The sequence below is a fragment of the Devosia sp. 919 genome (genome assembly GCF_013185965.1).
Lineage (GTDB): Bacteria > Pseudomonadota > Alphaproteobacteria > Rhizobiales > Devosiaceae > Devosia.
In genome coordinates, this window is the sequence record NZ_JABAOL010000001.1 from 1709353 (window position 1) to 1733120 (window position 23768).

22 protein-coding genes and 3 tRNA genes are annotated in these 23768 nt (G+C 62.8%); 13 read left to right on the plus strand and 12 right to left on the minus strand.

Going from position 1 to position 23768, the window contains the following annotated elements:
• The first annotated feature begins 3 nt into the window (after positions 1-3).
• From HRQ64_RS08240 to HRQ64_RS08260, 5 genes are all read left to right on the plus strand, one after another.
• Entirely contained in the window at positions 4-1095 is a 1092-nt protein-coding gene (locus tag HRQ64_RS08240) for an ABC transporter ATP-binding protein (RefSeq protein WP_172122933.1), read from the plus strand.
• A 69-nt stretch (positions 1096-1164) separates the two neighbouring features.
• A complete protein-coding gene (locus HRQ64_RS08245) occupies positions 1165-1914 on the plus strand; it encodes a sugar phosphate isomerase/epimerase (RefSeq protein ID WP_172122934.1) in 750 nt (249 codons plus the stop codon).
• Between the two features lie 5 nt (positions 1915-1919).
• On the plus strand, positions 1920-3068 hold the full coding sequence (locus HRQ64_RS08250; protein ID WP_172122935.1) for a Gfo/Idh/MocA family oxidoreductase: 1149 nt from the start codon (positions 1920-1922) through the stop codon (positions 3066-3068).
• Between the two features lie 131 nt (positions 3069-3199).
• On the plus strand, positions 3200-4255 hold the full coding sequence (locus tag HRQ64_RS08255; RefSeq protein ID WP_172122936.1) for a sugar phosphate isomerase/epimerase: 1056 nt from the start codon (positions 3200-3202) through the stop codon (positions 4253-4255).
• Between the two features lie 115 nt (positions 4256-4370).
• Positions 4371-5528: a Gfo/Idh/MocA family oxidoreductase gene (locus HRQ64_RS08260; RefSeq protein ID WP_172122937.1), complete on the plus strand. Its 1158-nt coding sequence runs from the start codon at positions 4371-4373 to the stop codon at positions 5526-5528.
• A 261-nt stretch (positions 5529-5789) separates the two neighbouring features.
• Here HRQ64_RS08260 and HRQ64_RS08265 read toward each other — a convergent pair whose 3' ends face one another.
• The 3 genes from HRQ64_RS08265 to metC form a co-directional block, all read right to left on the minus strand.
• Entirely contained in the window at positions 5790-6095 is a 306-nt protein-coding gene (locus tag HRQ64_RS08265) for an ETC complex I subunit (protein WP_172122938.1), read from the minus strand.
• A 28-nt stretch (positions 6096-6123) separates the two neighbouring features.
• Positions 6124-6200, minus strand: a tRNA-Pro gene (locus HRQ64_RS08270).
• A gap of 92 nt (positions 6201-6292) precedes the next feature.
• Positions 6293-7483 (minus strand): cystathionine beta-lyase, encoded by a 1191-nt coding sequence (metC, locus tag HRQ64_RS08275; RefSeq protein WP_172122939.1) that lies wholly within the window; start codon positions 7481-7483, stop codon positions 6293-6295.
• A gap of 211 nt (positions 7484-7694) precedes the next feature.
• Here metC and HRQ64_RS08280 point away from each other — a divergent pair, with 211 nt between their 5' ends.
• From HRQ64_RS08280 to HRQ64_RS08300, 5 genes are all read left to right on the plus strand, one after another.
• A complete protein-coding gene (locus HRQ64_RS08280; protein ID WP_127752581.1) occupies positions 7695-8711 on the plus strand; it encodes an amino acid ABC transporter substrate-binding protein in 1017 nt (338 codons plus the stop codon).
• 165 nt (positions 8712-8876) lie between these two features.
• Positions 8877-10412, plus strand: a complete 1536-nt coding sequence (locus tag HRQ64_RS08285) for an ABC transporter permease subunit (protein ID WP_172122940.1) — start codon at positions 8877-8879, stop codon at positions 10410-10412.
• Positions 10413-10416: 4 nt separating this feature from the next.
• On the plus strand, positions 10417-11544 hold the full coding sequence (locus tag HRQ64_RS08290; protein ID WP_172122941.1) for an amino acid ABC transporter permease: 1128 nt from the start codon (positions 10417-10419) through the stop codon (positions 11542-11544).
• Between the two features lie 3 nt (positions 11545-11547).
• Positions 11548-12348, plus strand: a complete 801-nt coding sequence (locus tag HRQ64_RS08295; RefSeq protein WP_127752584.1) for an amino acid ABC transporter ATP-binding protein — start codon at positions 11548-11550, stop codon at positions 12346-12348.
• Positions 12349-12423: 75 nt separating this feature from the next.
• Positions 12424-13482: an amino acid ABC transporter substrate-binding protein gene (locus HRQ64_RS08300; protein WP_172122942.1), complete on the plus strand. Its 1059-nt coding sequence runs from the start codon at positions 12424-12426 to the stop codon at positions 13480-13482.
• A gap of 6 nt (positions 13483-13488) precedes the next feature.
• Here HRQ64_RS08300 and HRQ64_RS08305 read toward each other — a convergent pair whose 3' ends face one another.
• The 8 genes from HRQ64_RS08305 to HRQ64_RS08340 all read right to left on the minus strand — a co-directional run bounded on the left by HRQ64_RS08305 (position 13489) and on the right by HRQ64_RS08340 (position 19655).
• Positions 13489-14205: an alanyl-tRNA editing protein gene (locus tag HRQ64_RS08305; protein ID WP_172122943.1), complete on the minus strand. Its 717-nt coding sequence runs from the start codon at positions 14203-14205 to the stop codon at positions 13489-13491.
• 8 nt (positions 14206-14213) lie between these two features.
• Positions 14214-15665 carry a cardiolipin synthase gene (gene cls, locus HRQ64_RS08310; RefSeq protein WP_248305255.1) on the minus strand — a complete coding sequence of 484 codons (1452 nt, stop codon included), beginning with the start codon at positions 15663-15665 and terminating at the stop codon, positions 14214-14216.
• 67 nt (positions 15666-15732) lie between these two features.
• Positions 15733-16782, minus strand: a complete 1050-nt coding sequence (locus tag HRQ64_RS08315; protein WP_127752587.1) for a cysteine synthase A — start codon at positions 16780-16782, stop codon at positions 15733-15735.
• A 157-nt stretch (positions 16783-16939) separates the two neighbouring features.
• Positions 16940-17395, minus strand: a complete 456-nt coding sequence (locus HRQ64_RS08320; RefSeq protein ID WP_172122944.1) for an SRPBCC domain-containing protein — start codon at positions 17393-17395, stop codon at positions 16940-16942.
• A gap of 114 nt (positions 17396-17509) precedes the next feature.
• Positions 17510-17585 (minus strand) — tRNA-Asn (locus HRQ64_RS08325).
• Positions 17586-17665: 80 nt separating this feature from the next.
• Entirely contained in the window at positions 17666-18295 is a 630-nt protein-coding gene (locus HRQ64_RS08330) for an NTP transferase domain-containing protein (RefSeq protein ID WP_172122945.1), read from the minus strand.
• Positions 18292-19446: a benzoate/H(+) symporter BenE family transporter gene (locus tag HRQ64_RS08335; RefSeq protein ID WP_172122946.1), complete on the minus strand. Its 1155-nt coding sequence runs from the start codon at positions 19444-19446 to the stop codon at positions 18292-18294. The genes HRQ64_RS08330 and HRQ64_RS08335 overlap by 4 nt, the downstream gene beginning before the upstream one ends.
• Positions 19447-19581: 135 nt before the next feature.
• Positions 19582-19655, minus strand: a tRNA-Cys gene (locus HRQ64_RS08340).
• Between the two features lie 122 nt (positions 19656-19777).
• Between HRQ64_RS08340 and HRQ64_RS08345 the strand changes: the two genes are divergently transcribed.
• Entirely contained in the window at positions 19778-20074 is a 297-nt protein-coding gene (locus HRQ64_RS08345; protein ID WP_172122947.1) for a hypothetical protein, read from the plus strand.
• A 6-nt stretch (positions 20075-20080) separates the two neighbouring features.
• Here HRQ64_RS08345 and HRQ64_RS20475 read toward each other — a convergent pair whose 3' ends face one another.
• On the minus strand, positions 20081-21259 hold the full coding sequence (locus HRQ64_RS20475) for a GGDEF domain-containing protein (protein WP_172122948.1): 1179 nt from the start codon (positions 21257-21259) through the stop codon (positions 20081-20083).
• A gap of 349 nt (positions 21260-21608) precedes the next feature.
• Here HRQ64_RS20475 and HRQ64_RS08355 point away from each other — a divergent pair, with 349 nt between their 5' ends.
• Together HRQ64_RS08355 and HRQ64_RS08360 are read left to right on the plus strand one after the other, a co-directional pair.
• Positions 21609-22262, plus strand: a complete 654-nt coding sequence (locus tag HRQ64_RS08355) for a protein-L-isoaspartate O-methyltransferase (RefSeq protein ID WP_172122949.1) — start codon at positions 21609-21611, stop codon at positions 22260-22262.
• 128 nt (positions 22263-22390) lie between these two features.
• On the plus strand, positions 22391-23755 hold the full coding sequence (locus tag HRQ64_RS08360) for a TolC family outer membrane protein (RefSeq protein WP_172122950.1): 1365 nt from the start codon (positions 22391-22393) through the stop codon (positions 23753-23755).
• Positions 23756-23768: the final 13 nt, after the last annotated feature.

A 23768-nucleotide genomic window follows, 5' to 3' on the forward strand; every position in this document is an offset into this window, starting at 1 on the left:
GCAATGCAAAGCAGCGTTTCCATCAAGGACCTGTCGCTTAACTTCGGCGCCGTGCAGGTGCTCAAAAGCCTCGATCTCGAAGTCGGGCAGGGCGAATTCATCGTCCTGCTCGGCCCCTCCGGCTGCGGCAAGTCCACCTTGCTCAACTGCATTGCCGGTTTGCTCGATGTTTCGGGTGGCCAGATCTTCATCGGCGGCAAGAACGTCACCTGGTCCGAACCCAAGGACCGCGGCATCGGCATGGTGTTCCAATCCTATGCGCTTTATCCGCAGATGAGCGTGGAAAAGAACCTCTCCTTTGGCTTGCGCGTCACCGGCATGCCCAAGGACGAGATCCAGCGCCGCGTCGCCCGGGCCGCCGAGATCCTCCAGATCGAGCCGCTCCTGCAGCGCAAGCCCGCCAATCTGTCGGGCGGCCAGCGCCAGCGCGTCGCCATTGGCCGGGCGCTGGTTCGCGACGTCGACGTTTTCCTCTTCGACGAGCCGCTGTCCAATCTCGATGCCAAGCTGCGCAGCGATTTGCGCGTCGAGATCAAGCGGCTGCACCAGCGGCTCAAGAACACCATGATCTATGTCACCCACGACCAGATCGAGGCGCTCACCCTGGCCGACCGCATCGCCATCATGCGGAGCGGTGAAATCCAGCAGCTGGCCGATCCGCACACCATCTACAACAAGCCTGTGAACCTTTACGTCGCCGGCTTCATCGGTTCGCCCTCGATGAACTTCATCAACGGCACCCTCAACGGCGGCGCTCAGCCTCACTTCGTGGCCGAAGATGGCACCCATGTTTCCATGGGCACCTATGATTTCGCCACCGCTCCCCAGGGCGCCACCAAAGCTGTGCTCGGCGTGCGGCCCGAGCATATCGTCTTGGGCGATGCCGCGGCCGGCATGCCCTTCTCCACCGAAGTCGAGATCGAGATTGTCGAGCCTATGGGCTCGGACACGCTCGCCTGGACGCGGATTGCCAGCCACCCCGTCACCTTCCGCGCCGATAGCGATGTGCAGCTTCATGTCGGCCAGAAGCTGCTGATTGGCTTTGATCCCGCCCGCGGCTCCATCTTCGACACCCAGAGCACCAACCGGCTCTGACAACCGCTTCGGCTCCGCCGTCCGGCGGGGCCGCCTATTCACGCCAGATTTTCCGAACAAGAGGCCCCAATGACCGAGTTGTCATTCCAGCTTTATAGCGCCCGCAACTACCCCGATCTCGATGACTTCCTCGCCAAGCTGGCGGCTCTCGGCTACACCCAGGTGGAAGGCTATGGCGGTCTTTACGCCGATGCGCCCGCACTGGCGGAAAAGTTCAAGCGCAATGGCCTGTCCATGCCCACCGGCCACTTCGGTCTCGCCCAGCTGCAGGACACCGATACCGCGCTCAAGACCGCCGAAACCCTCGGCGTGAAGCGCCTCTACTGCCCCCATATCGGCCCCGAAGGGCGCAGCGCAGACGAAAGCAAGTGGGTAGAGCTGGCGGAAACCCTTGCGGGCCTGGGGGAAACCTTCACCCGTGCAGGCTATGGCTTTGGCTGGCACAACCACGATTTCGAATTCGTGCCCACCACCAGCGGCCGCACCCCGATGGAAATCATTCTCGAAACCGCCCCTGCGCTCGAGTGGGAAGCCGACGTGGCCTGGATTGCCCGCGGCAAGGCCGATCCCGTGCAGTGGTTCGACCGCTATGGCGACCGCATCACCGCCGTCCACGTCAAGGACATTGCCCCGGCCGGCGAAGCCACTGACGAAGACGGCTGGGCCGATGTCGGCTTTGGGGTCCTCAACTGGGACCAGCTGATCAACGAGGTCACCAGCCGCACCAAGGCGCAGTATTTCGTCGCCGAGCACGACAAGCCCTCCGATGCCGAGCGCTTTGCGCGCCGCTCCATCGCCACCGCCAAGAACTGGAAGTAACTGCTATGGCCAAGACCTTTGGCGTCGGCATCATGGGTGCCGGCAATATTTCGAGCGCCTATCTGCGTCTCGCGCCCCTGTTCAAGGGGCTCGAAGTGCGCGCGGTCGCCGACATCATCCCCGAAGCCGCCCGCAAGCGCGCCGAGGAGTTCGGTGTCGCCGCCCAGACGCCCGACGAGCTGCTCAAGAACAGCGAACTCGACGTGATCGTCAATCTGACCATCCCTTCGACCCATTATTCGGTGTCCATGGACATCGTTTCGGCCGGCAAGCACGCCTATTCCGAAAAGCCTTTCGTGCTCTCGCTCGAAGAAGGCCTCGCGCTCAAAAAGGCCGCGGACGAGCGTAATCTCCTGGTTGGCAGCGCGCCCGACACCTTCCTGGGCGGGGCCCATCAGCAGGCGCGCGACATCATTGATTCCGGTGCCCTCGGGCGCATCATGAGCGGCACCACCCATGTGATGAGCCGCGGCATGGAGCACTGGCATCCCAATCCAGATTTCTTCTTCCAGGTTGGCGCCGGCCCGGTGCTTGATGTCGGCCCCTATTACGTGACCGACCTCATCCACCTGATCGGCCCGGTCAAGCGCGTCTCCGCCTTCACCAACATGGCGCGCACCGAGCGTGAAGTGACGGCACCCGGTCCCTACCAGGGCACCAAGATCAAGGTCGGCACCCCGACCACGGTTCATGGCGTGCTCGAGTTCCACAACGGCGCCATCGTCACCATGGGCGCCAGCTGGGACGTGGCCAGCCACGGCCACCACAATATTGAGCTCTACGGCACTGAAGGCACCATCTATGTGCCCGATCCAAACTTCTTTGGCGGCGAACTCGTCACCACCGACATCGAAGGCACCAAGACCACGGTCACGCCCTGGGATCATCCCTTCGGCAAGGTCAACCAGGATCAGGATAAGCCCAATCCGCGCGCCAATTACCGGACAGCCGGCCTTGCTGACATGATCGCCTCCATCGAGGGCGGCTACCGCGCGCGTTGTGGCCTGGATGTCGCCCTCCATGCCGTCGACGTCATGACTTCGCTGCTCAAGGCCGGCGAAAGCGGGCAGGTGCTGACCCTCGCTACCACTTGCGAGCGCCCAGAAGCGCTCAAGCCCGAACAGGCCCAGGCGCTGCTCAAGGCGTCGGCTTGACACTGTCGCCGCGGGCGATAGCGTAACACCAACGAGGATCGGCGGCCGCGTGCCGCCGATTGCATCTGGGGAGCCCGAGCCGGCGGCATGACTCGCCCGGCTTGGGAAGGGAATAATCGAGGAGAAACTTCATGCGCACCATTAAGGGCCCAGCCATTTTCCTGGCTCAGTTCGCCGGCGACACCGCCCCCTTTAATGAGTTCGGCAGCATCTGCGCCTGGGCGGCGGGGTTGGGCTACAAGGGCGTACAGGTCCCGACCGGCGTTGGCGCCATGATCGACCTCGAAAAGGCCGCGACCTCCAAGACCTATGCCGATGAAATCGCCGGCGTGGCGAGCGAAAACGGCGTCGAGATCACCGAACTCTCGACCCATCTTCAGGGTCACCTCGTCGCCGCCCATCCCGTCTACGACACCATGCTGGATGGCTTTGCCCCCGCTTCGGTGCACAACAATCCCAAGGCGCGCCAGGAATGGGCCGTGCAGCAGATGCTGTGGGCCGCCAAGGCCTCGCAGAACCTGGGCCTGACCGAACACGCGACCTTCTCGGGCGCGCTCGCCTGGCCGTTCCTTTACCCCTTCCCGCAGCGCCCGGCGGGCCTTGTCGAGGAAGCTTTTGACGAGCTCGCGCGCCGCTGGACGCCCATCCTCAACGCGTTCGACGAGGCGGGCGTCGATGTCTGCTACGAGATCCACCCGGGCGAGGATCTGCATGACGGGGTGACCTACGAGATGTTCCTTGAGCGGGTGAACAACCACCCGCGTGCCAATCTGCTCTACGATCCCAGCCACTTCGTGCTGCAGCAGCTCGATTATCTCGAATACCTCGATATCTACCACGAGCGCATCCGCATGTTCCACGTCAAGGATGCCGAGTTCAACCCGACCGGCCGCCAGGGCGTTTACGGCGGGTACCAGAGCTGGATCAACCGGGCAGGGCGCTTCCGCTCGCTTGGCGACGGGCAGGTCGATTTCGCCTCCATCTTCTCCAAGATGGCGCAATATGACTTTGCCGGCTGGGCAGTGCTCGAATGGGAATGCGCCCTCAAGCACCCCGAGGACGGGGCGCGCGAAGGCGCCGAGTTCATCAAGCACCACATCATCCACGTCACCGAGCGCGCCTTTGACGATTTCGCCGCCGCTGGCACCGACCAGGCCGCCAATCGGCGCATGCTCGGGCTCGAGTAAAGTCCAAGACCTTACATGGGCTCATTGAGGCCCTTCACCTCCCCCCTTGTGGGGGAGTCCGGGTGGGGGGTATCGCCCCCGAACACAGCAATCAAAGAACAAGGGGAGGCATTTCATGGCTGAAAACGGCGCAAGGCGCATTCGCCTGGGCATGGTTGGCGGCGGCAAGGGAGCCTTTATCGGTTATGTGCACCGCGTCGCCTCGCGCATCGACGGTGACTACGAGCTGGTGGCCGGCGCGCTCTCGTCGCGCCCCGATGTCGCCCAGGAATCCGGGCGCAATTTGGGGCTCGCACCCGACCGCATTTACACCAGCTTTGAGGACATGGCCCGCGCCGAAGCGGCTCGTCCCGACGGCATCGAAGCGGTCTCGATCGTCACCCCCAACCATCTCCATTTCGCCCCGGCCAAGGCCTTTCTCGAGGCCGGCATCCACGTCATCTGCGACAAGCCGATCACCTCGACCCTCGAGGATGCGCGCAAGCTTGCCGAAATCAAGCCGGCCAAATCAGCCAAGTTTCTGCTCACCCACAACTACACCGGCTATCCCCTGATCCGGCAGGCTCGCGAACTGGTGGAATCAGGCGCTCTGGGCACGATCCGCGTCATCCAGGCCGAGTATCCGCAGGATTGGCTAACCGAGCCTGTCGAGCAATCCGGCACCGCACCGGGCGCCGAATGGCGCACCGACCCCGAGCGCTCAGGCGCTGGCGGCGCCATCGGGGATATCGGCACCCACGCCTATAATCTCCTGCGCTTCGTCACCGGGCTGGAGACCGAAGCCGTGTCGGCCGACCTGACCAGCTTCGTTCCCGGCCGCAAGCTCGACGATAACGTCCATATCATGCTGCGTTTCGCCGGCGGCGCCCGCGGCATGCTCTGGGCTAGCCAGGTCGCCGTCGGCAATGAAAACGGCCTGCAGCTGCGCGTCTATGGCGACAAGGGCGGCCTCGAATGGCGGCAGGACAACCCCAACTACATGTGGTTTTCCGAGTTCGGTAAGCCGCGCCAGCTGCTGACCCGCGGCGGCGCCATCTCCCAGGTCGCTGCCTCCACCATGAATGTGCGCATCCCTTCGGGGCATCCCGAGGGCTATCTGGAAGCCTTTGCGACGCTCTATAGCCAGTTCGCCGAAGTGATCCGCGGCAACGGGGAAGCCTACGAAGGTCTGCTCCCGAGCCTAGCCGATGGCGTCGAAGGCATGCAGTTCATCACCGCTTCGGTGCAATCAAGCCGCAATGACGGCAAATGGACCAGGCTCAGCGAAGTATGAGAAGGCCTGGAGCTGGCACGCGACGCCTGAGCCAGGGCCGTACGCCCCGCTAGGCCTACCAGCCGGGGGTGGCGCACCGCGCTAACCCCACCCACACCTGTCACCCCGGCCTTGAGCCGGGGCCCATCCCGAGATGCCTCGGGAAAGCTTCCCAACAACTACCCGCCTAGGCCGCGCATCAAAAAACCAAACCAGACGGGCGTGCAAAAACCCCCGCCATCACCAGCAGGGGCAGCCAACACCCCGTCGGCAATGGAACGCCTAGTGCGTCCAGGGTGCCTTGCGGTCGTGGCGGAAATTGTCGGGATAGCTCACGCGCTTGACGGTGGGCTCATGGGCCGGCTGCACCGAATAAGCGATGCCATTCTTTTGCGAATAAGCTTCGGCTGCTTCCAGCGTCTCGAACGAGAGGCGGATCTGCTGGCGCGTATCGGCCGAGCTGGTATAGCCCATCAGCCCTTCGATCGAGCGGGGAGTTGCCTGCTCATGCACCAGGACCCACTGCTTGGACTTGCCCTTGCCCGATTGCGTCGCGCTACGGGCAGGACGGTAAATGCGAGCGGTCATGGAACAACCTCAAGACTATGCGGTGCGATGGTCGGAGTACAAAGATTCGAACTTTGGACCCCCGGTTCCCAAAACCGGTGCTCTACCAGGCTGAGCTACACTCCGAGATCGCCGGGCAGTGGTTAGCCTGTTCCGGCGCAAAGGGCAAGGCACCCGTGCCCCTCATTTCACACTAATCGTGTATCACGCGATTTGGTTCACCGCGCGGCGCTATAGCGCTCCAGTGCCCGCGCGAGATCGGCCTTCAGATCATCGATCGCCTCGAACCCGATATGGAGCCGCAACATATTGCCCTCCTGCGTCCACGGCACCGCCGTGCGGCTCCCAGCTGGCTTGATCGGCAGGCAAAGGCTTTCATAGCCGCCCCAGGAATAGCCCATCGAAAACAGCGACCACCCATCAACGAACGCGGCGAGGGCCGCGCGCGGGGCAGGGGCGAGCACAATGCTGAACAGGCTCCCCGAGCCGGTGAAATCACGCTGGAACAGCGCATGGTCGGGGTGGCTGGGCAGGCCCGGATGCAATACCGCCGCCACCTCAGGCTGCTCCTCAAGCCAGCGCGCCATCTCTAGGGCCCGCTTCTGGTGCTCCGCCATTCGAATCGCCAGCGTGCGCAAACCCCGTGCCACAAGGAAGGCTTCGTCCCCGGAGGTGAAAAAGCCCAGCAGTGTGCGTGTCTTCAACACATCGGCCCAAACGGCTTCTGTGGTGGAAATCGTGCCGGCAAACGCATCGGAATGGCCCACAAACATCTTGGTGCCGGCATGCATGACGATATCAGCGCCCAGCGCTAGCGGCTGGTGATAGAGCGGGCTCGCCCAACTATTGTCCACCAGCAGCCGCGCTCCCCCATCATGGGCAACCTTCGCCAGTGCGGGCAGGTCTTGCACTTCAAAGGTCAGCGAGCCCGGGCTTTCCGCCAGCACCGCCTTGGTGTTAGGCTGCATCATGGCGGCCAATCCCGCGCCGATCCGCGGATCATAATAGCGCGCTGTCACCCCCATTCGCGCGAGAAAGCCATCGGCAAACTTGCGCACCGGATCATAGGCACTGTCCGAGATTAGCACATCATCACCCGCCTTGACGCAGGCCAACAGGGCCACAGTAATGGCAGCAAGGCCAGAGGGGAGCAGGAGGGTGCGATGCGCGCCTTCCAGCGCCGTGACAACCGCTTCAACGCTGGCAGTGGTGGGATTTCCCGCTCGACCATACAAGTAGCGCTGCTCCTGGGCTTCCAGATCTGCCAGGCTGTTGAACAGTACGGTTGAACCGCGATAAACCGGGGTATTCACAAACCCGAACTGATCCTCGGGCGAGCGGCCAGCATGGGTGAGCAAGGTTTCGACGGACAGTTTGAGGGTCTCGTCGGATGAATTTTGGCGATGCATCTATGCTCACTTCCACGTCAAATCGCTGTTCTGACTAAATATACGCCAAATCATCGCGGGAGAGCTAGCTTGGGCTCTTGACGCAAATGGCTTTAGTCGGTTCGATGCATATCAGCATCAAAGCCGCCCAACCAAGCGGCGGTGCAACCAGAGCCGGGCGCCTGCGCCGAACGAGCTGTGGGACACTAGTCAGGAAACAAAAGGCAACCGAATGCACAAGACGCTCGTCAAGTTCGCTGTGACTGCCGCTTTTGGCCTCACAGCAACTGCCGCCTACGCCGATACGCTCGGCGACGTTAAAGCCAAGGGCTATGTTCAATGCGGCGTTACCGGCGGTGTTGCCGGCTTCTCGGCACCGGACGCCAACAACAAGTGGGCCGGCCTCGAGGTCGACTTCTGCCGCGCCGTGGCTGCCGCCATCTTCAACGACGCCGAAGCCGTCCGCTACACGCCCCTGACCTCCCAGGAGCGCTTTGCAGCTCTGTCTGCCGGCGAAATCGATATTCTGTCGCGTACCACCACCTGGACCATGAGCCGCGATACCGATCTGGGCATCAAGTTCATCGGCACGATTTATTATGACGGCCAGGGCTTCATGGTGCGCGAGGCCGATGGCATCGCTGCGGCCACGGACCTTTCGGGCGCAGCCATCTGCATCGAATCGGGCACCACGACCGAGCTAAATGCCGCCGACTACTTCGCGGCCAACAATCTCGAATTCAACACCGTCGTCTTTGTTGATCAGGACGAAGTGGTGAAGGCCTATGAAGATGGCCGTTGCGACGTCTACACCACCGATGCTTCGGCGCTTGCTGCCGAGCGCTCCAAGTTCGCCAATCCCGACGAGCATATCATCCTGCCCGAAATCATCTCCAAGGAGCCGCTTGGCCCTGTGGTGCGCCAGGGCGACGATCTGTGGTTCAACATCAACCGCTGGGCCTATTTCGCCCTGCTGGAAGCTGAAGAACTGGGCGTAACCTCCGCCAATGTCGATGAAATGCTGGGCTCGGACAATCCGGCCATCAAGCGCCTGCTCGGCGTTGAAGGCGATTTCGGCACCCCGATCGGCCTCACCAAGGACTGGGCCTACCAGATCATCAAGCTCGTGGGTAACTACGGCGAAGCCTTCAACCGCAATGTCGGTCCCGACACCGCTATCGGGCTGGAGCGTGGCCTCAATGCGCTGTGGACCGATGGCGGTCTGCAGTACGCCCCGCCGATCCGCTAAGCCTTGAAGTAACCAGCCGGCGCTTTCCCACGAAAGCGCCGGTTTTGATTCGAACCGACTATTGGGTTGCCGGAAGATTTGGTTTTTCTGCCATGCAGGGCCGACTGCCTTGTGCTGCCATATCCTTTTGCAACTCGGGTTCATCATGAAAGGACCGCATGCCACATGGCCATGCAAGAAACCCTCGGCACCAGAGCGCCGCGCAGCTCCTTGGTGAATGACCCGGTAATCCGGGGCATTATCTACCAAGTTCTCGTTGCGGCGGCGGTGATCGCCTTTTTCGGCTGGATCATTCTCAACACCGCCCAGAACCTCGCCGCCCAGAACAAGACCACCGGCTTCGATTTCCTGTTCCGCACCGCTGGTTTCGATATCAGCTTCACGCTGATCCCCTGGAGCCGCACGTCGCTCTATTGGGAGGCCTTTCTCGCCGGCCTGCTCAATACGCTGCTTGTCGCCGTGATCGGCATCTTCTTTGCTACAATCATCGGCTTTGCCCTCGGCATCGCGCGCTTATCTTCCAACTGGCTGATCGCCCGTGTGGCTACGGTCTATATCGAGACCATCCGCAACATCCCCCTGCTGCTGCAGCTCTTCTTCTGGTACTTCGCGGTGCTCAAGGCCATGCCGGCCGTGCGCGACAGCTTCCTCCTGCCCCTGGGAGTCTATGTCAACCAGCGCGGCATCATGGTGCCCAAACCCTTGCCGGACCACGAGTTCATCTGGGTTGCAGTGGCCTTCGCCCTATGCCTCCTCGCCGCCATTGGTATCGGTGTCTGGGCCACGCGCCAGCGCACGCTTACAGGGCACTATCCTGCCGCCATTGTGCTGGCTGCCCGCATTGCCAATGCGCTCGTCATGTTTGCCCTCGGCTATCTTGCCTTTTCTCTGATCGGCACGCTGCTGCCCGCCCTCGGCCAGCCGGCCGTTGCCGCGCTCGGCGGCGCGGTGTTGGCGGGCCTGACCTTCACGGCGCTCCGCCCCTATGCCGGGGGATTCGTCGCTTTCGCCCTTAGCTGGATCGTCCTGGTCTTCCTGCTGCAGGGCATGTTCGCGTGGCTGCCTGCTGTGGTCATCTATGTCGGTGCGGCGCTTCTCGGGCTGACCGTCGGCTGGCTCACCCTGGTCCGCATCAGCGACACGCCCGCCGACGATAGCAAGTTCCCCACGGCGCTGCCCATTCTGGTGGTCGCCGGCATTCCCCTGCTGCTCTACTATCTCATCGGTGCCGAGTTGGCCTTTGAAGTGCCCGAGCTGCAGCGCTTCAACTTCCGCGGCGGCGTCCAGCTCCCGCCCGAACTTGTCGCCCTGGTTTTCGGGCTGGCCATCTATACGGCCGCCTTTATCGCCGAGAACGTTCGTGGCGGCATTCGCGCCGTCAGCAAAGGCCAGACCGAGGCGGCCCAGTCGCTCGGCCTCAAGGAAGGTGATCGGCTGCGCCTGGTTATCATTCCCCAGGCCATGCGCGTGATCGTGCCGCCGCTGACCAGCCAATATCTCAACCTCACCAAGAACTCCTCGCTTGGCGCGGCTATCGGCTATCCCGAACTGGTGAACGTCTTCATGGGCACCACGCTCAACCAGACCGGCAAGGCCATCGAGGTGGTTGCCCTGACCATGGCGGTCTATCTCACCATCTCGCTGCTCACCTCGGCATTCATGAACTGGTACAATGGCCGCGTGGCCCTGGTGGAGCGCTAGAACCATGACCACAGATCTCGGCTTTGTCCGCAAGGACTTCATCGCCTCCAAACCGGCTCCCGGCCGCACCGGCGGCCCGATCCTTTGGCTGCAGCGGAACCTCTTCGCCACCCCGACCGACGCGCTCTACACCATCGTCGGGATGCTGTTCCTCCTCTGGGCCGTCCCGCCGATCTACAACTTCATCATCGGCCACGCCGTGGGGCCAACGGGCACCGTTCTTGAATGCCGCGCCGAAGGGGCAGGCGCTTGCTGGGCCTATATTTATGCCCGCTTCAACTTCTTCATCTACGGCTTCTACCCCATCGACCAGTACTGGCGGCCCAACCTCGTCTTTGCCCTGCTGGCGGTGCTCATCGTTTCGCTGCTGACGCCCGCGGCACCCTTCAAGCGCACCACGGCCCTGCTGTTCTTCCTGGTGTTCCCGGTGGTGAGCTTCTACCTGCTGCATGGCGGCGTTTTCGGCCTGCGCACCGTGCCGACCGGTGATTGGGGTGGCCTCATGGTCACGCTCATCATTTCGCTGGTGGGCATCATCTGCTCCTTCCCGATCGGCATCCTGCTTGCCCTCGGGCGGCAATCCAAGCTGCCCATCATCAAGACGCTCTGCGTCATGTTCATCGAGCTCTGGCGCGCCGTGCCGCTGATCTCGGTGCTCTTCATGGCATCGATCATGCTGCCGCTGTTCATGCCGGCCGGCACGACGGTGGACAAGCTGCTGCGCGCCTTGGTGGGCGTCACGCTCTTCACCTCGGCCTATGTGGCCGAAACGGTGCGTGGCGGCCTTCAGGCGCTACCGCGCGGGCAGTACGAGGCGGCGGCGGCCTTGGGGCTGGGCTACTGGAAGCGGATGTACTTCATCATCCTGCCCCAGGCGCTCAAGCACGTCATTCCGGGCCTGGTGAACAACTTCATTGCCCTGTTCAAGGATACGTCGCTGGTCTCCATCGTCGGCATCTTCGATCTGCTCGGCACCGTTCAGGCCGCCAGCGCCGACATCGATTGGGCATCTCCAACCCAGGCCGTGACCGGCTACATCTTTGCCGCCTTCATGTTCTGGATTTTCTGTTTCGCCATGTCCCGCTATTCGCTCTGGATGGAGCGTCGGCTGGATACCGGGCACAAGAGGTAAGTTATGAGCCAAGTTTCCGAAACCACGGTGGAACGTGATATCCGCACCGAGGGCATGCAGGTGTCCAAGACGGACGTGGCCATTGACGTGATCGGCATGCACAAATGGTATGCCGATTTCCATGTTCTGCGCGACATCAACCTCCGTGTCATGCAGGGCGAGCGCATCGTTATTGCGGGGCCCTCGGGCTCGGGCAAATCCACCCTGATCCGCTGCATCAACCGCCTCGAAGAGCACCAGGAAGGGCGGATCATCGTCAACGGCACCGAACTGACGGCCGATCTCAAGCGCATCGATGAGGTGCGCCGGGAAGTCGGCATGGTGTTCCAGCACTTCAACCTCTTTCCGCACCTGACCATTCTGCAGAACCTGACCCTCGCACCCATCTGGGTGCGCGGCATCCCCAAGGCTGAGGCGGAAGCCACGGCCATGCATTATCTCGAGCGCGTCAAGATCCCCGAACAGGCCAACAAATTCCCCGGCCAGCTGTCCGGCGGCCAGCAACAGCGTGTCGCCATTGCCCGCTCGCTCTGCATGCAGCCGCGGATCATGCTCTTTGACGAGCCGACCTCCGCGCTAGACCCTGAAATGGTCAAGGAAGTACTGGATGTGATGATCTCGCTCGCCGAAGAAGGCATGACCATGATCTGCGTCACCCACGAAATGGGGTTCGCCCGGCAGGTCGCTAACCGGGTCATCTTCATGGACCAGGGCCAGATCATCGAGCAAAACGAGCCCGAAGCCTTCTTCTCGGCGCCACAGCATGAGCGGACCCGTCTCTTTTTGAGCCAGATCCTGCATTAATGCCGCACGCTCTTTGGTGAAGATCAGCCACTGATGGATTGACCCACTGGCGGCCCGGTCCAATATGGGCGCGCAATGGAGCAAGACATCGTATTGAGCCGTTTTTCCAAGCTGTTGCTGCGGATTGCCATAGCGCTGGCAGGTCTTTGCGCGTTGGCGCTCGCCAGCACTGGCGCGGCGCAGGCGCAAACGCTGCAAACCGTGCGCGACCGCGGCTTTCTGATCTGCGGCGCCACCAGTCCCTTGCCCGGCTTTGCCCAGCAGGATGCCGAAGGGCGCTGGTCTGGTTTTGACGTCGATTTGTGCCGCGGCATTGCTGCCGCGGTGTTCGGCGACCCCAACCTCATCGAGTTTCGTGCCCTGCGCGGCGAAAGCCGCTTTGCCCCCCTCCAGACCGGGCAGGTCGATGTGCTCACCCGCAACGGCTCTTGGACGCAGCGGCGCGATACGCTCTTTGGGGCGAGCTTTGTTGCCACCGCCTTTTTCGACGGGCAAGCCTTCATGGTCCCGCAGTCGCTTGGCGTGGTTTCCGCCTTTGAGCTCGACGAAATCAGCATCTGCGTGATCGATGGCGGCGAAGAGCTCGAGCGCGTGCAGGAATTCTTTTTCCTCAACCAGGCCAGCTATACCGAAGTGCCCTATGAGGACGTGGCCGATCTGGCGGTCGCTTATCGCGCCGGGCTTTGCCAGGCCGTCTCGGCATCAGGCCGCCAGCTGCAGGCAATGCGCCGCGATCTGCCCGAGCCGGCCAATCATCGCATCCTGCCCGAGCGCATTTCCAAGGAGCTGTTGGGCCCGGCCGTCCGCGCCGGTGACGATCAATGGTTCAACATCGTTAAATGGACCATCTTCGCCCTGATCAACGCCGAGGAAGTGGGCATCACCGCCCTTAACACCAACTCCCTGGCCAATGCCCGCACTCCCGCCGTGCGGCGCCTGCTGGGGGTGGATGGTGATTTCGGCACGCCACTGGGCCTCCGGCGCACCTTCATGAGCGATGTTGTCCGCGCGGTCGGCAACTATGCCGAACTCTATGACCGCCATTTTGGCCCGCAAACCGGGGCGGCGCTGCTGCGCGGTCAAAATGCGCTCTGGAGCAATGGTGGGCTGCTTTATGCGCCCCCCATTATGTAGCGGAATCTAATCGGCAAAAAGCAGGTTTACGCGCCTGTTCTGCTTGCCTTTATTCTCGATCTTGCCGATCCGCAGCGGCCCGATCTCGCTCGTATTGGCCACATGCGTGCCCCCGCAGGGCTGCAGGTCGATCGAGCCGATCCGGATCAGCCGCACCCGCCCCTGGCCCATCGGCGGCTTGACATTCATGGTCTTGATCAGCTCGGGATTGGCTTCCATTTCCGCGTCGCTGATCCATTCCTGGCTGATGGGGTGCGCCGCTTCCACCATGGCGTTGAGCGCCGCTTCCACTGCCGCCATGTCCCCGGGCACTTCTGGCATCTGGAAATCGAGCCGCCCCTTGTCCGCCCCGATCGAGCCGCCAGTCACGGGGAAGGGCAGGGCGACCGACAACAGATGCAGCGCGCTATGCATGCGCATCAGCCGGTAGCGCCGCTCCCAGTCGACCTCGAGCATAACTTCTTCCCCCACCTCCGGCAGCGCCGCCCCAGCCTCGGGCACATGCACGATCTGCGTCTTGTCGCCATCAGGGTGAACTGCCGTCGCAATACTGATTGCCGAGCCTTCCGCCCGCTGCAGCGTGCCGCTATCGCCCGGCTGCCCGCCCGAGGTGGCATAAAACACCGTCCGGTCGAGCACGATCCCGCCTTCGGGCGTGATCGCCGTCACGGTGGCAGGGGTGGAGCGAAGATAGCTGTCGTCGCGAAACAGGAACTGGGTCATCTCGGCACTCAAAGCAGGGGGGAAAGCAGGCGCGCTGCCTGCGTCAGGAAGCGCATGGGCAGGCTGCGGGTGGTGACTTCTTCCATGTCCACCTGCCGGCAGCCCTCGAAATCCTGGATCAGCATGGATTCCACCGCCTGGATCGATTTGGGATCGGCGAACCACAAGGTGATCTCGAAATTGATCGCAAAGGACCGGTTGTCGAAATTGACACTGCCCACCGAGGCGATCTGGTCATCCATCAGCACCACCTTCTGGTGCAGGAAGCCGTTCACATAGCGGTAGATCGACACGCCATGCTCCACCATTGCATCGGCATGGGCAATGCTGGCGAGCCACACCATCTTGTGGTCGGGCACATTGGGCAGCATGATCCGCACATCAACGCCCCGTAGCCGTGCGGCAAACAGCGCCGTGCGGATATCGGTGTCCGGCACGAAATAGGGGCTGACGATCCAGAGCCGCTCACGCGCCCGCCCGATGATGTCGGTAAAGGCGATGGCGCATTCCTCGAGCTTGTCGGCCGGCCCGCTCCCCATCACCAGCACCGATTCGTCGCCCGGCGTCTTGACCACTTCGGGGGGCGTCGAGGGCAGCACTTCCCCCGTCGCCCATTCCCAATCTTCGCGGAACAGCAACGCGCAGCCAAGCGCGGCCGGGCCCGATACCTTCACATGGGTATCGCGCCAATGGCCGAACCGCTTGTCGAGGCCGATATACTCCACCCCCACATTGTGCCCGCCCACCCAGGCTTCCTCGCCATCCACCACCACGATCTTGCGGTGGTTGCGATAGTTGATGCGGCTGGGCCCATACATGCGCAGGAATTTGTGCCGCTGGTTGAAGCCGGCAACGCTGATACCCGCTTCGCGCAGGCGCTTGCGATACTTCCGGGGCATCCCGGTGCTGCCCACATCGTCATAGAGCAGTCGAATCTTGACGCCCGCCTTGGCGCGCTCGATCAGCCGCTCTGCCAGTTCCTGGCCCAGTGCATCGTCGCGCACGATATAGAACTGCACGAGGAGATAAGACTTGGCCCGCGCTATCCCGGCAAAGATCGAGTCGAAGGTGGCCTGCCCATCGATCAGCAGTTCCACCTCATTGCCGTTGAGAAAAGGCACCTCGGAAACCTTGCTCTGCACCGGCCAGCGCTCACTGGTCTCCCGGTCGATCAGCGACAAATCCTTGGCCCGCAACGGCCGCGCCGAACGCCCGTTGCGAATGCGGTCGGTGGCGTAGTCGTCAAAAAACTTCCAGCCAAAGATCAGGTAGAGAAACGCGGTGGGGAAGGGCAGCAGCAGCAGCGACAGCAGCCAGGCGATGGAGCCCTGCGAGGTGCGCGAATTCATGATTTCGCGCACGGCGCAGACCAGCGCCAAAAGGTAGATCAGTGCGGACGCGATGGCGATCAGGTGCAGATCGGCCGCCACCATGTCGAGAATATCTATTAAACTAAACAATGCTGTGCCCGAACCTGTTGCGGCGTCAATCTAGCAGGCGCCGGCCCGGGCACAATGGTTGAGTGGCTCAGGCCGGGTCTGCTTCCATCACCGAGGAAATGTCGATGCTGGGGCGCTCCTCGAGCCAGCGGGGGACCGGCAGTCCCTTTGCTCGCAGGAACTCGGGATTATAGAGCTTGCTCTGGTACCGGTTGCCGTAATCGCAAAGTATGGTGACGATCGTCTTTCCGGGGCCGAGGTCGCGCGCCATGCGCACGGCGCCCGCGATATTGATCGCGCTCGAACCGCCAAGGCAAATGCCCTCGTGCTCGAGCAGGTCGAACACATAGGGCAGGGCCTCTGCGTCCGGGATCTGGTAGGGGTTGTCGATCGTCAGGCCTTCGAGATTGGCCGTGATCCGGCCCTGGCCGATGCCCTCGGTGATCGAATCGCCCGAGGACGCCAGCTGGCCCGTCGTGTAATAGCTATAAAGCGCCGCCCCTTCGGGATCAGCCAGCCCGATGCGCACATCCGAGCTGCGCGCCCGCAGGGCTTCGGCGACACCGGCGAGCGTGCCGCCCGAGCCCACCGCGCAAATAAAGCCATCGATCCGGCCATTGGTCTGCTGCCAGATTTCGGGACCGGTGGTTTCCACATGCGCGCGCCGGTTCGAGACATTGTCGAACTGGTTGGCCCAGATCGCGCCGCCCGGCAACTCCCGCGCCAGCTTTTCGGCCAGCCGCCCAGAAACCTTGATGTAATTATTGGGGTGGCGATAGGGCTTGGCCGGAACCTCGATCAGCTCGGCGCCAAACAGGCGCAAGGCGTCCTTTTTTTCCTGGCTCTGGGTTTCGGGGATCACGATCACCGATTTGAAGCCGAGCGAATTGGCGACCAGCGTCAGCCCGATGCCGGTATTGCCCGCCGTGCCTTCGACGATCGTGCCGCCGGGCTTGAGGGCCCCGCTTTTCACCGCGTCATGGATGATAAACAGCGCTGCCCGGTCCTTGACCGACTGGCCGGGGTTCAAAAACTCGGCCTTGCCCCAGATTTCGCAGCCCGTCAGCTCGGAAACACGGTTGAGGCGGATCAGCGGCGTGTTGCCGATAGCGGAAATCAGGTCTTTGTGCTTGGCCATGGATCGTGTGCGTTCGGGTTGGGGAGAGCTTAGTGTAGGTGTGCACCCAACGTGTCACAAGGCAGAAGGGTGCACTGGGGGAAGCTGTTCTCCACGCACCGGCTCGGGTGGGCCCTCATGCTGGCAAGCCGCTCCCCGCTAGAACCCTGTTCCCGCGTCAGCCGATCACTTCGGCCAACTGCTCCATGGCCGCGCTCCAGGCTTCCATGGAAAAGATGCGCGTCTGCGGATCGGCATGGGGCAGGCCCCGTTCGGTGAGGGTAATCCGCGTGCGCCCTTCGCCCGCAGCCTCGAACACGATATCGAGTACGAACAGCAGCTCGTTCTCTTCGTCTTCCTCGTCCTTGTGCACCCAGGACAGCACCAGCCGCTGGTTTTCGACGAACTGCAGCACTTCCCCGCTGACCACATGCTCATCGGGGTCTTCATCATCCCCATAGGTGACAAAGCGGTAGTCCCCGCCTTCAAAGGCGTCGAACTCGGCATAGTCGGCCTGCCACTGCTCGATCAGTGCCGGATCGGTCCAAGCGGCAAACACATCGGCCAGTTCGGCATCGATGGTGCGGGTCAAAGTGATTTGGCTTTCGCCATCGAGGTCCATGCCGTCGCTCATAGGGGAGCCTTTCTGTGCAAGCCAGCGTCATCGGCCACAATGTCGTGGTCGCTGAACTGGTTCAATGCGGTGCTGGGTAAGATGGGGAGCTGGGCTCGACCCTTGATAAACGAATGGCTCCGCGAGTAGGACTCGAACCTACGACCCAGCGGTTAACAGCCGCTTGCTCTACCAACTGAGCTATCGCGGAAGACATTCGGTGGCCTTCTTGCGAAGGCGTGGTCCGTGTAACCAATGTGATTTGGTTTGCCAACCCCCTAAGCCACCAGTTCACGAAATTTGCGGTGGATTATGTTGGCGCTCACGTTTTTCGGCCGCCAGCACCTCGGCTAGCGTGTTGATGTTGATGAATGGATTACTCTCCTCCGCCGGCCAGTCCAGTTCCGCCGAGCCCAGCTGCCGGTGCAGCGCCTTGAGGCTGGCTGGCGCGGAGCTCCTGCCAACATCACCGGCCAGCGATTGCAGCGCCTCCAGCCGCCACGCGGCAACCGGCGGGTAGAAGTCTTGGTCATGCCTTGCATAGATCGCCTCTGCCTGCCCCAGCGCATCGGCCATCACCTGGGCAAAACCGGCCGGCAAAAACGGCGTATCCACCGGTGCCGATACCAGCACACCCGATTCGATGCCGCTTTGCTTCAGTGCTGCCACCGCAGCCGCCAGCCCAGCCAGCGGGCCGCCAACCGCGGCAGGGAGGTCTGGGACGGCGAGCGCCCCGTCCGGCAGCGGAGCCGGTGCTCGATGAGGCCCTGTCGCAATCAACAAGGGCGCAGCGACAGGTCCGAACGCGGCTGCCACCCGCTCGAGCAGGCGCACCCCGCCGACGCGCAGTTCCGCCTTGCGCACCCCACCCAGCCGCTGCCCCGCACCCCCGGCGATGATGACGCCGAAGGGGAGGCTCATGAGCGCGTCGCTGTGTTGCGGTTCAGCTTCCAGCCCAGCAGCACCAGCATGCCGATGCCACCGACGAGACCCCAGAAGGGGGCGCCTAGTCCGGCGATGGTGATGCCGGAAGCCGTGGTGATGAAGCACATCATTGCCGGCAGCCGCACCTCTTCCTCCGCCAGCGCCCCAGTCAGCGCCGCCACGAGGCTCGACAGCAGTGCGAGGCCTGCCACCGTCTGAATCAGCAAGGGCGGCGAAGCGGCAATGAACGCGGCCGCCAGGCTCGCGGCCAAACCCAGAAACAGGTAGACGACACCCGCAGCGATTGGCGCGGGCCAGCGATGCTGAGGTTCCGGGTGGGATTCGGGGCCGGCACAAATCGCCGCAGTCAGCGCGGCCAGATTAACAGTATGCCCGCCGAACACCGCCGAAACGGCGCTGGCCAGCCCCGTCACTGTAAACAATGGCGCGGGCGCCGGGTGATAGCCATTGGCCTGCAGCACTGCGAGCCCGGGCAGATTCTGCGACGCCATGGTGACGATAAAGAGTGGCAGGCCCAGCCGTAGCGCGCCATCGAGCGTAAAGTGCGGCATCAACGGCAGCAAGGCAGGCCAGGTCCCGTCCAGCGAGCCGGGCGCCAGATGCGTCGATACCGCCAGCATGGCCGCCGTTACCGCCACGGCGATCGGCACCGCATAGCGCCGGGCAAAACGCAGCGCCACCACCCAGGCCAGCAGAATCGGCAGTGCCAGCGCCGGCAGTTCCGCCACGGCGGTCAGCGGCACCAGGCAGAGCGGCAGCAACATGCCCGCGAGCATGGCGTTGGCGATCGGAGCCGGAATCGCGCCCATCAGCCGCGCCAGAGGCTTGAACAGTCCCGTCAGCACGATCAGCCCGGCTGCCACCATGAACCCGCCCAGCACCGCCGGGAACCCACCCTCGGTCGCGCCCGCCGTCAGCAAGAACGCCATGCCCGGTGTTGACCAGGCAAAGCTCACCGGCACGCGCAGCCTTGCGCTGCCCACAATGTTGAGGACCCCGATCACCAGGCACGCAGCGAACAGCCCCGATCCGGCCTGCTGGGGCGAAGCGCCGGCTGCGGTCAGCGCCGCCAGCACCACGGTAAAGGTGCTGGCATAGCCAACCACCGCCGCGAGCGCGCCAGCCATGATTGGCTGCAGATAGATTCGCCAGCCAGTGTCTTGTGTTGATGTGTTGGTGGACACGCTTGCTCTTCCCAGTGGCGACCGCCCAAGCTGCGCCGCAACAAGGCGCCGGTTGCTCGGGCTCCTGGGATGATGATTTGGAGGCCACGCCCGGAATTGAACCGGGGTTCACGGATTTGCAATCCGCTGCGTCACCACTCCGCCACGTGGCCTCACCGGCGAGGTTTCTAAGTTAGGCCCTTGGCTTGCGCAAGAGCGCTGATGCAATTTCGCTCGCCATTCGCGATTAGCAGTCAACTGGCCGGTGCCGCCGCCGCATCCGCGGGGTCAAGAGATGTTGAACTTCGTGGCCGCTTCGGAACCGCGCGCAGCGGCGTTTCCCTCGTCCGGTATCCTGCAACAGCGGAGCGCAGCGATGAACGGCAGAGAAATCTCCAACATTGTCGAGACTTCAATCACGGCGGCGGTGCGGGAGCGCAACTCCAGGCACCCGGTACTGCCGGTGTCGCGGGCCGTGAGCCTGGCCATGGAGCGGATGAAGGCGGCGGACAAGGAGCGGGCGATGGTGTCTCGCCTGGTCTGCGACCACGGCATTCGCCGCGGCCTTGTGCTTCAGTTTGATGACAGGTGAGTTCCGCTACCCAGCGGCGGCGACGGTTTTCAGCGCGATCGGAGCCATCACGGCCCGGTTCTTGCCGCTGGTCTTGGCGTGATAAAGCGCTTCGTCCGCGCTTGCCACCATGGCCGAGAGTGGCTCGGACTGGTGCCTTGTGTGGATCCCGATGCTGATGCTGAGGGGATAGTCGTCGGGCATGCCCGCGATCTGAACCCGCGGAAATGCGGCGCGGATGGATTCGGCAATCGCCAGCAACTCGCTGCGCTGGCATTGGGGAAAGAACAAAGCGAATTCTTCGCCCCCCGTCCGGCCCACCAATGGGGTCTGCCCGAAGCTGGCCAGCACCCTGCTCGCCGCCGCTATCACCTTGTCGCCGGCAATGTGGCCAAAGCTGTCATTGACCTGTTTGAAGTTGTCGATGTCGACCAGCATGATTGCCGGCTGGGCTCGTCCCGCGCCGGGGGCCGCCATTGCGGCGTGCACGCCGGCATCAAATCCCCGCCGGTTCAGCAATCCGGTCAGGTGGTCGCGGTCGGCCTCCATCCGCAACTCGCTCAGCGCCCGCACCGTCCAGGCGGCAAAGAATGCCAGGGCCGTCGTGGTGGCGAGCACCGGGGTCATGGCCTGCACCGTCGCCCAATAATCGGAGGCCTGCAGCGAGCCGCCCGCATTGGTGTCGAGCGCATGCGCCACGGTGGCAAGCGGGCGTGCCAATGCCAGGGTAACCAGGAGCCCACCCAGCCCGACAAACAGCCAGTCCACCGCTGATTTGGGTGTCGCCCGCAACAATTGCCATACTGTCACGGCACCCATGATCGCCAGGGTGGTGTTTGCCGTATAGATGCGCCCTTCCGTTGAGGGGGCAACCAGCAAGAACCACAGGAACAACACCGCCCCGAGCATATTAGTGGCGGCAAAGGCCGCAACCGGAACCGGGGCGCCAACACGCACCATGGCGCTCACACAAAGCGCGCCCACGGCCACCGTGAACAACAGATTGACCACGACCCGAAGCCCCGGTCCCTCCCAGTGTTGCAGGAAGTCATTGGCGACAAAGGCCGCTCCGCAGCACACAAAGGCCAGCGCCAGAACGCAAAGGTAATCGTGGTTGGGTCTCAGGCGCCACAGCAACAGGAAGGTTAGCCCCAAAACAGCCGATAATGCTGGGTTCAACAGCGCGAAAATGAACTCACCGGTCACAACTGCGAACTCACTTCCTGAACGCGGGCTTGGACCATGTCGCTGCCCCGTCACCAAGAAAGGGTTAAGTTGATTGGTTGGATTGTTCCTACCCTTAACAAATTCATCTGCACTGTGTCTGGCTGTATACTCTCCCTGGCCCCTGAGTTCACCTAGGTGCGGACAGTAGCGTCTCGCCAAAGCTCCGGAACGCTTCCCCTGCCGGTTCCCTTGTGGCGCAACGGCTCGATCCGGACACATTAACTAAAAATTAACCATTCTTTCGGTCGTGGTTAAAACCAGCGGCTTGCCAGCGGTCCGGGGCAGGGATATTCACGTCCGGCATATCACCTGCCAGGACGTCCAGCCGATGACCGATTACGAACGCGCGCGCAAGCAGATGGTGGAGAATCAGCTGCGCACAAACAGCGTGGTGGACCGGCGCCTTTTGGCTCAGATGGGCCACGTGCCGCGCGAACTGTTTGTTCCGCCCGAGCGCCAGCCGGTCGCCTATATCGATGACATCCAGCCGCTCGGCGAAAACAGCCAGCGCTTCCTTTCCATGCCACTCACTTTTGCCCGCATGGCCCAGCTTGCCGACGTCCAGCCAGGGGACGCTGTGCTCGATATCGGCTGTGCCACCGGCTACTCGGCTGCAGTTCTGGCTGGCCTTGCCGCTTCGGTGGTAGGTCTGGAGGAGGATGAGAGCCTGGCACAATCGGCTGCCGCGACCCTCGGTGAGCTCGGCATTACCAATGCTGAGATACTGGCCGGCGGACCCGAACAGCTATCAGGGCGCGATTTCGACGTCATCATCGTTGAGGGCACGCTCGATGCCGCGCCCCAGAACCTATATCCGCTGCTGCGTGATCACGGGCGCATGGTCGCCTTGATTCGCGATCGAGGCGTGGCGGTAGCCCACCTCTTTGTTCGCACCGGCAGCAACGTCGCCGCGCGGGCCGAGTTCAACGCCCATTTGCCGCCGCTCTGGCTCGCCAAACCCGAAGAAAACTTCGTGTTTTGAGGTGTCTGGAGTGTTGCGTTCAAAGCACGAGTTTCAACGATTCGTGCACCTTGTCGTGCTAGCTCTTGCCCGCCGGTTGTTTGCCGCGGCTGTGCAGCGTACAGTTTTTTGAGTATTGGAGGCGCGCGATGAGCATACGCGTTAAATTAACCGCGAGCGCCTTGGCTATTGCATTGGCAATGGGTGGGACCGCCGCGCAGGCGCAGTCCATCACCCAGGCGCTGACCGCTGCATATTCCTATGCGCCCGATTTGCAGGCGGCGGTGCTTGACGCCAAGTCCCGGGCCGAGAATATCGTCCAGGCCAAGTCCCGCAAGCTCCCCACCATCGGTGCATCGGTCAACGGCACCTATAACTGGAGCATTGCAGGCGGCCAGTTCCAGGACAGCACCTCGCTTAATGCCGGGCTGTCCTACAGCCAGACCCTTTTCGACAACTTCCAGACCGAAGCGCAGATCGAAGCGGCGCGTGCCGGTGCGGAGGCGGCCGAATACCAGATCCGCAACACCGAGCAGAACGTGCTGCTCAATGTAGTGCAGGCCTATATGTCGGTGCTGAGCGACCGCCAGCTGGTCGGCCTGCGCCAGGAAAACGTCAACTTCTACACCACCCAGCTGTCTTCGGCTCGCGATCGGCTCGAAGTGGGCGAGGGCACCCGGATCGACGTTGCCCAGGCCAATGCGCGTCTGGCGCAGGGTCAGGCCGCCTATCAGGCCGCGGTCAACAGCCTTGAAGTCAGCGAAGCCACCTTCCAGCGCTATGTCGGCCAGGCGCCCCGGGACCTGCAAAGCTCGCACAGCTTTGCCCGGCTGATCCCCAATTCGCTGCAGTCGGCCATTGCCGAAGCCGAAAGCGGTCACCCCGCGATCTTGACCGCCAAGGCTGCGATCCGCGCCGCCCAGGCCGGCAGTGACGCTGCCCAGGGTGCCTTCGGTCCCACCATCGATGTCACCGGCAGCATTGGCGCCAGCGATGGCACTTCCAGACAAGGCACTCCCCAAGCCGTCAGCGGTCAGATGCGCCTCAACATCAGCGTACCGATCTATGCCGGTGGTGCCCTGGGTTCGGGCGTCCGCCAGGCCAATCTCGATCAGATCCGCTCTGAAGTTGACGCCATGTCCATCTATGACCAGATCCGTGAAGCCGTGATTTCGGCCTGGGCCGGCATCCAGAATGCCGATGCGCAGATCCAGGCGGCGCAGTCCGCCGTTTCGGCCGGCCAGGAAGTGGTCAATGGCGTGATCCAGGAACGCGATCTTGGCACCCGCACCACGCTCGACGTCCTTAATGCTCAGGCGGAACTGATCAGCGCCCGCGAAGGCCTGATCAATGCCTCGAGCAGCAAGGTCATCGCCACCTTCTCGCTCCTGGCTTCCATCGGTCGCCTGACCGCGGGCGATCTTGGCCTGCCGGTGCAAACCAAGACTGCCGTCAACTACACCCAGGAAGTGGAAGACGTCTGGCAGGAACTGCGGGTCGTCAAGGACGAGTAGGTCCAGTCGCATC